At 32.4% G+C, this 7,743-nt stretch carries 8 protein-coding genes; 4 read left to right on the plus strand and 4 right to left on the minus strand.

Features of this window, described 5'->3' with window-relative positions; all coding sequences use genetic code 11:
• Positions 1–137 precede the first annotated feature (137 nt).
• Complete coding sequence (locus ACQKMD_RS17955) at positions 138–821, plus strand: response regulator transcription factor (RefSeq protein WP_427753737.1); 684 nt, start codon at positions 138–140, stop codon at positions 819–821.
• A gap of 275 nt (positions 822–1,096) precedes the next feature.
• Complete coding sequence (locus tag ACQKMD_RS17960; protein WP_427753739.1) at positions 1,097–1,834, plus strand: sensor histidine kinase; 738 nt, start codon at positions 1,097–1,099, stop codon at positions 1,832–1,834.
• 622 nt (positions 1,835–2,456) lie between these two features.
• On the opposite strand, the gene ACQKMD_RS17965 is transcribed toward ACQKMD_RS17960, so the two are convergent.
• Positions 2,457–4,388, minus strand: coding sequence for an FtsX-like permease family protein (locus tag ACQKMD_RS17965; RefSeq protein WP_427753741.1), 1,932 nt, complete (start codon positions 4,386–4,388; stop codon positions 2,457–2,459).
• Complete coding sequence (locus ACQKMD_RS17970) at positions 4,375–5,142, minus strand: ABC transporter ATP-binding protein (protein WP_427753743.1); 768 nt, start codon at positions 5,140–5,142, stop codon at positions 4,375–4,377. Before ACQKMD_RS17970 ends, ACQKMD_RS17965 begins: the two co-directional genes overlap by 14 nt.
• A 198-nt stretch (positions 5,143–5,340) precedes the next feature.
• Here ACQKMD_RS17970 and ACQKMD_RS17975 point away from each other — a divergent pair, with 198 nt between their 5' ends.
• A complete protein-coding gene (locus ACQKMD_RS17975; protein ID WP_427753751.1) occupies positions 5,341–5,493 on the plus strand; it encodes a GNAT family N-acetyltransferase in 153 nt (50 codons plus the stop codon).
• Positions 5,494–6,385: 892 nt separating this feature from the next.
• The gene (locus ACQKMD_RS17980) at positions 6,386–6,823 is read left to right on the plus strand and encodes a HEAT repeat domain-containing protein (protein ID WP_427753745.1); all 438 of its coding nucleotides are present in this window, start codon (positions 6,386–6,388) and stop codon (positions 6,821–6,823) included.
• A 175-nt stretch (positions 6,824–6,998) separates the two neighbouring features.
• On the opposite strand, the gene ACQKMD_RS17985 is transcribed toward ACQKMD_RS17980, so the two are convergent.
• Together ACQKMD_RS17985 and ACQKMD_RS17990 are read right to left on the minus strand one after the other, a co-directional pair.
• Positions 6,999–7,271, minus strand: a complete 273-nt coding sequence (locus ACQKMD_RS17985) for a hypothetical protein (protein ID WP_427753747.1) — start codon at positions 7,269–7,271, stop codon at positions 6,999–7,001.
• Between the two features lie 406 nt (positions 7,272–7,677).
• On the minus strand, positions 7,678–7,740 hold the full coding sequence (locus tag ACQKMD_RS17990; RefSeq protein ID WP_427417267.1) for a hypothetical protein: 63 nt from the start codon (positions 7,738–7,740) through the stop codon (positions 7,678–7,680).
• Positions 7,741–7,743 lie beyond the last annotated feature (3 nt).

The following is a 7,743-nucleotide window of genomic DNA, read 5'->3' on the forward strand; positions in this document are numbered from 1 at the left end:
GCAACCTAATAGAGCGGTCTTTTCAGTATCTAAATACAGAGTCAAGGTTAGCGAAGTATTCAAAAATGCTGTGAGAATGAGTATAATTAATTGAATAGTGTGGGTAAAAATCAATTAATTGGTAGGAGAAATGAAACATGGATGATAAATTTAACATTATGATTGTCGAAGATGAACAAAAGATAGCCGAAATGGTTGAGGAAAATTTAATTAAATGGGGATATGATGTTTATCCAGTTAAGGATTTTCAACAAGTAGAAGAAGAGTATTTGTCAGTGAAACCGCATGTAGTGTTGTTAGATATCAATTTACCTTATTTTGATGGGTTTTATTGGTGCGAGAAAATTAGAAAGTATTCAAATGTGCCAATTGTATTTGTGTCGTCTCGTAATGAGAAGATGGATGTTATGATGGCCATAAATATGGGCGGGGATGATTTTATCCAGAAGCCATTCTCAATGGATATACTCGTGACGAAGATTAATGCGATAGTGCGTAGAACGTATACATATCTTTCACCTAGTTTAGATGTTCTCAAACATAATGATTTGACTTTAAACTTAAAAAATTCAACAGTTAAGTTTGGCGAGCAAGAAAGTGAGCTCACTAAAAATGAATTTAAAATATTGACTGTTCTTTTTGAAAATAAGAATGAAATTATTAGTCGTGATGCGTTAATGCGTGCATTATGGGAAGATGAGAGTTTTATTGATGATAATACATTGACGGTTAATATAAATCGTTTACGTCGTAAACTAACAGATATGGGTGTGGAAGATTATATCCAAACGAAGAAAGGGCAAGGGTATATGCTAATATGAGTATTTGGAAGCATTTGTTCTTTCAGAGGCGACTAATCGTAACCTATATTATGATTATGTCGTTTATCACAGTAATGATCTATATCAACCCAAGACTTTCAATCCCAATAAATAATCTACTCTACCTTTATCTTATCTCAACTTGTTTATTTTTCTTATACATTTTAATAGAGTATTACTTGATCAAAAAACACTTTATTGCATTGAAGAGTAGTTGTAGAGATGGTTTTTTAATACAGGAAGAGTTGCTGACGCCTAAAACATTGGAGCAGCAGATGTTTCAAGAAGTATTAAAGCAAGTAAATCAACAGCATCAGCAGAAAGTCACGAATATTATAAATGATAAAAAAGAAACGATAGATTATATGACATCATGGTTCCATGAAATTAAAACACCTATATCGGTTAGTCATTTAATTATTGAGAATGAGAAGAAAAATCCGATTTTGAATAGTATTGAAGAAGAAATAGAGAAGATTGAGGGGTACGTTGAACAGGCACTCTATTTCGTTCGAGCAGATGATTTCAATCAAGATTATTTTATTGTTCCTATTGATTTAGACGTAGTTATTCGTTCAATTATTAAACAAAATGCCAAGTTATTTATTCAAAAAAAGATAAAACTTAAATTGGAAGTAGAGTCTAAAGAAGTACTAACTGACCAAAAATGGCTAGCTTATATTGTGGCACAAATTCTATCTAATGCTTTGAAGTATACTTCGCCTCAGGGGGAAGTGAATATTTCTTCTGAAGAGGATGAGATAGAAAGAAGATTAATCATAAAGGACAATGGGATAGGGGTAGAACAGGCCGACATCCAGCGAGTTTTCGATAAAGGCTTCACTGGGATGAATGGAAGAAGTCACGGTGGCTCAACGGGAATGGGTCTTTATCTAGCTAAGAGATTGGCAAATAAGTTAGGACATTCAATCACTATCACTTCAGAAAAGAACCACTTTACAGCTGTTACTATACATTTTCCAAAACTGCATGATTACTATGGTATAACATAATTTAAAATCCTTATAGGTGCCGGTCTCTTAGTTTGTTGACAAAAGGCATTCAGAATGCTCATATCCTGAATGCCTTTTGTTATTTTTATATATTTTGGTTATTTAAGAATCTCTTTTATAGATAAAAATCTTTCCAAATATTAATATTTAGGACATTTTTGTAATTTGCTAATTCAAATTGACGAGTTTTCAAAAAATTCGTAGCAACACATCGTCTGCATAGACATTTTTTTAAGACCTTTTAAGGTTGACCACCGCATCTTCAATTTATCCCATAAGATGTTCTTGAAGTACTAGAGGATACAAAGCAACCATTTCAATTTGCTTTCTTTTTAGTATTTATTATTATTATTATTTTCCATAAAATTAATAATTTGTTTATATTACATGTGTAGTTGATTGGAGCGGAGGTGGCGACTCCAGCGGGAAAAGCGGGACAGTCCAAGACCCTGCAGGAGCATAGCGACGAAGCGACTTGGCGCCCGCCCGCGGGAAGCGTCCACCGTAGCGGAAATCAACGTCCTATCTATTTTTTAAATAAAAAGACCGTAGATAAACTCGAATTTCTTCGAGGTTGTCTACAGTCTGTCAGACATAAACTTTATTGGTGTCTGTCTTTACTCTATGCATTGACTATTTTGTTACAAGAAAAAACAGTTAATACATAGTAAGAAAGATAAAGCATTGTATAAGATACGATACAAATGATTACAGGAATTATGAAGTTGATATCCATTAAATTTGAGATAGCAGTTAAAATCATACAACTATGAGTAATGCCTACGATTAAAGGTAGGAGAAAGACAATAGAATATTGTTTAGCGATAACTCGTATCACTTCGCTCTTTTGTACGCCTAGTTTCTTTAATGTTGTATATCTGACTTTATCATCAGTTACTTCTGTTAGCATTTTGAAATAAATAATACTTCCTGAAGCCGCAAGGAAGACTAATCCCAAAAATCCGCTTATAAAGATCAGTAATCCATAGACAGATTGGGATTCTTGATAGCTATCTGAAAAACTGTAGAAATGTACTTCACTGGGAAGTTCTTTCATGATTTTCTTTGTTAATACAGAAGATTTAGCTTCGTTGGTTACTTTCAAAGCATGCACTGTAGTAGGAGTATTTTCACCTCTAAGCTGATTGTATTTTTTGTCATTTACAACTATTAAGAAAGGTTGAACAGGGTCATTCAATAATGAAAATGATTTATTATCAACAATCTTTATTTTCGAATCCGCAGTTGCTGAATGCAACGAAATCGATTTGTTTAAATTTGATTGTTGGTCTTGTGAACCTATGAAATTGTTGATAATTGTTAGACCTTCTGTTTTCTTTAAAGGTGCAATTGTATCTAAATCTAATTTATCAGCTAGCTGATTGAAAGTTGTATTGGATATAACAGCAAATGATTCGTCAAAGTATAAGTAACCCCCAGGAACTTTCTTAAGCTCTGATGCATCGCCTTTCACCATTGTGTACTCCCAGTCATGTTCAAAGATAAGGGAATGATCATTGTCCGTGGCGATTAATTCACGAATTTTTGCATCTACTTCAGATGATGTACTTTCATATTGATAACTATATGGAACAAAACTTTTCACTTGATCCAGAGTATTGTAATAAATACTATAACCAAATCCAAAAGCGATAAGTGTTACTGCGTTCAGTATAGAAATAATAGTGAACATAAAGGCGTTGCTCTTTAATCGATTTGTTAATTGCGTAAAAGTTAAAAGATTAGACCACTTAAAATAAAATGACTTATTCTTTTGTAATAATACAAAGATAAAGGCACTTAAGGAGTGGAATAACAAAAACGAACCAACAAGCATGGAGATAATTATTATACTGATAGTACCGTTAAAGTTCTGATCCCAATTGCTCGATTCTGGAGACAATTGTAATAACCAGTAGCTACCTCCAATCATTGCAATGGCAAGAAGTGCTAACAACAAAGAAGGCTTATTTATTTTCTCGCCTTTTTTAGTAGCTTGAAATAGCTCGATTAATTTAAAACGATAAATAATAAAGTAGCCTTGCAATGAAGTAAGGAAAATAATCACACTAAATACGAGTAAAGTCTGTATGATTGCTCTTGAATTAATAGTAAATGTAATAGCAATAGAAAAGCCCATTAATTTTACCAGAATCATACTGAAGAAAACAGAGAATAGTTCCCCGATTGCAAGCCCTATTAAGAGTGCAAGTATGCCCATTATAAAGTTCTCATAAAATAGCATTCTGCCAATTTGTTTTTTCTCAACACCTAATAACGAATATAAACCAATATCTTTTTTACGTCTTTTAACAAAGAAGTTATTCGAATACCAAATGAAAATGGAGACAAATAGTAGTAAAAGTATTGAAGAAGCACCAAAAGCTGATTCAAGTTTTTCTGTATCCGTTAGAGCTTGGCTAATTTGTTTATTGTACTGTAGTGACGAAAAAGTAAAGTAAATCGTAATACTAAGTGTCATTGATGCAATATAAAGAAAGTACTGATAAAAATTGTGTTTGATATTTTTCCTTACAATATTAAACATGTTCATGGGTCCCACCCCCTACAGTAGAAAGTGTGTTTAATAATAGGTTAAGGAACTCTTTTCTGTCCTTATCTCCTCGGACTATTTCTGTGAAAAGGCGTCCATCTTTCATAAATAGTACTCGATTGCAATAACTTGCAGCAAAAGCATCATGTGTGACCATTAAGATAGTCGAATCGTAGTCCTTGTTCAATACATTGAATGTATTTAGAAGATCTGTCGATGATTTAGAATCTAATGCTCCAGTTGGTTCATCTGCTAACACTAAACTTGGATTTGTAATAATTGCTCTTGCAACAGCAGCTCGTTGCTTTTGTCCTCCAGAAACTTGGTAAGGGTAAGAGTTTAAGATAGCTTCAATTCCCAGTATGTTGGCTATTTCTCGCACTTTAACTTCCATCTTCTGAGCTGGCCAATTCGCTAGGGAGAGTGGTAGTAGAATATTTTCTTGTATCGTTAAGGAATCTAGCAGGTTATAGTCTTGAAAGATGAAACCTAAATGCTTTCTACGAAATTTAGCTAAATCCTTTTCCTTCATTGTGTCGACTGATTCACCCCCAATGACAATACTACCCGACGTTGGTTTATCAATTGTTGAAAGGATATTGAGCAGTGTAGTTTTACCAGCTCCAGATGGTCCCATAATTCCAACGAATTCCCCTTTATTAATAGTCACATCTACATGTTGTAGAGCAGTATATATATTATTTTTTGCTCCAAAAACTTTATGTATCGAATTTCCTTTTAAAATTGCTTCCATGTTAAAACTCCTTTCAAGAGTTAGTTTGTAAATTAAGAATACGTTGAAACCTGGAACTTCTCCATCGATTTTCCAAACAAGAAGTAACCATAACTTACATTTTTGTCACAATAGGAGTGATTTATATAGATTGACTTTGAATGTGTATGTATCTATATAATAATTATAAAGTTAAAATTAATAAATTATATATGTATAATTATAATTGATGGAAAGTACCAAGGTAACGGTTATGGACCTAAAGCCATTTTATTAGTAATAGAAGAGATGAAGAAAATAGATGGATGTAAAGAAATCTATTTATCTACTGAACCAGATAATGAATTAGGGAAGATAATATATGAGAATTAGGTTTTATGAATACAGGGCATATTGGGATACAATTACTTAAAGGATATTCGTGGATTTGGGGACTGTATAATGGAGTGTTTGTAACCAAGACATTATGAATAAAGAGCTATTTTTAAGAAAGGCTGTGATTTCTTGAAAGTAGCTCTTTTTGTTTGGTATAGATCAGAAAATAATGATAACATCAAACCGAATAATAAGATTATACCGATTTGATCTATTCATTGCTTCATTTAACTCACTTAGAGAGTGATTTAACCTACTGGAGGTAGCACTTAACCTACTCGAACTTATAGAAGTATGATTTGATCTATTCATTGCTTCATTTAACTCACTCAGAGAATGATTTAACCTACTGGAGGTATCATTTAACCTACTCGAATTTTTAGAAGTATGATTTGATCTATTCATTGCTTCATTTAACTCACTCAGGAAGTGATTTAATCTACTGGAGGTATCATTTAACCGCTTCATGCTTAGGCAAACTCCATTCGCATTCCTTTAACGCATTTTATTTCTTAATGGTTTGTTTTTGATGATAGAAAATGTAATAGGTTTTATAATCTAAACAGAGGAAAGAATTAACTTTTAAAATTGTATGAAACTTGAAAAAGGCTAGTGTGGTTTAAATAATGTTTGATTTACCCATCATATAAAAAAATTAGTGAAAAAATTTTTTATGCTAGCTAAATCGCTCATAGCTATGAATTAGACGTGTTTGAGTACTTATTTAGAGTAAAAATAACTATTTTTCAAATTAAAGTTCTAATAAGTAAGAGCTAGCCGTTGATTTCGTATATAATGGTAAGATAGAGAAGAATTGATATTCCACAGACCAATTGTCGAAGAAAGCTTGAATCATCTCAATTACAATTTTAAAGGAGTTTGACATAACTTGAGTAAAAAGTTTGAAACAGAATTACCAGAAGACTATGCAGAACTAAAAAAAGAAGCGAATTACACGTCTAGCTGGAGAGACCGTATTGCAGCAGTAAATGAGTTAAGTAATTGTAAACACGCTAAAGTAATCGACCTTCTTAAAAACCGTTTGGAAAATGATACAGTTTACAAAGTACAAGAAGCAGCTTACAAAGCACTAATTGCATTTGGTGAAAATGTAGAACTACCTAAAGTTCAAAAATTTGATATTATCAAAGGCACAGATAAAATCTTAATCCGTGTGAAGAAAAGCTTACCAGCTAATCACACATTTGAAGACTTTGCTGGAAAACTTGAACGTATGCGCCTTGATGTATACGATGCATACGAAGGTCATAAAGGTAAAGAATTCAAAACATGGCTTGAACAAAAATGGACTAGTTTAAATAAGTAATTTTTATATCTAGGCTTATTTATATCACTATAAACAGATACAGCCCAACCAATCATTACAAATTGGTTGGGCTTTTCTATGCCTTAAGGTAATGTGGCCTTTTTTATTTTTGGCCCTGTTAAATCTTATTGTTGATTTTAAATTATAAAAAGGGAATTCCTCTAAATGGTTATCCTCAATTTTGTAATTGTTTATTCAAAAAATTTATTAGACGTTTTTGAGCCTTTTCCTTCTTCACAATTCTTTTTACACGAATTGAACTTTGTAAATACCGTCTAACTTTTCTATTTACAAAAAACACCCGATAATACTTTTCGTCATCATAAATATTTTTAAACCAAGTATAATTCTTTAGCATTTCAATATTTCGATCAATTTTTTGAGTATCTAAAGAATTGCTGTCTCCATATATCCCTGCGGAAAAGAAGCCTAAAATAAATTCTAACATTAATAATGTGTTCTCCTTATTACTTCATTCTTCTTCCATTAAATAACAATGCTTGTTCAACAAGTCATTTCTTAAAATCTCGATAACCTTAGATTATCATACGTTGCAATAGTTGAGAACGGACGGTTGTTTATTTATTCTCTAAAATGGTTGTTCTTTAGGAAGGTTGGGGAAGAGGACACGCTTACTCTTATATTAGCTGCTATAGGTGGATTGGCTTTTTTATTGAGTGTTTGGATTAATGGTAGAGAATCTCTAAAAAAGAGAAGAAAAAATAGAATTACAAAATATTCATTGAAGAATTTTTAGTTTTTTGCTCAACTATCGGGGGCGTTGATCCAAGAAGGATTAGCGCTCTTTATGTTGAACTTATTGTATGGTATGTCAACACTAAACTGGACAACTTTTATAAGGACTGCTGCTTGAATTCCACCGGTGTTAAATAGCCCAGTGTTCCATGAATTCGAATATT

The sequence above is a fragment of the Viridibacillus sp. NPDC096237 genome (assembly GCF_050278625.1).
In the GTDB taxonomy this organism is placed as follows: Bacteria; Bacillota; Bacilli; order Bacillales_A; family Planococcaceae; genus Viridibacillus.

What these genes read in the sequence shown, in the direction of transcription:
- ACQKMD_RS17955 (WP_427753737.1), top strand. Translation starts at nt 138, where the DNA reads ATGGATGATAAATTTAACATTATGATTGTCGAAGATGAACAAAAGATA.
- ACQKMD_RS17960 (WP_427753739.1), top strand. Translation starts at nt 1,097, where the DNA reads ATGTTTCAAGAAGTATTAAAGCAAGTAAATCAACAGCATCAGCAGAAA.
- ACQKMD_RS17965 (WP_427753741.1), bottom strand. Translation starts at nt 4,388, where the DNA reads ATGAACATGTTTAATATTGTAAGGAAAAATATCAAACACAATTTTTAT.
- ACQKMD_RS17970 (WP_427753743.1), bottom strand. Translation starts at nt 5,142, where the DNA reads ATGGAAGCAATTTTAAAAGGAAATTCGATACATAAAGTTTTTGGAGCA.
- ACQKMD_RS17985 (WP_427753747.1), bottom strand. Translation starts at nt 7,271, where the DNA reads ATGTTAGAATTTATTTTAGGCTTCTTTTCCGCAGGGATATATGGAGAC.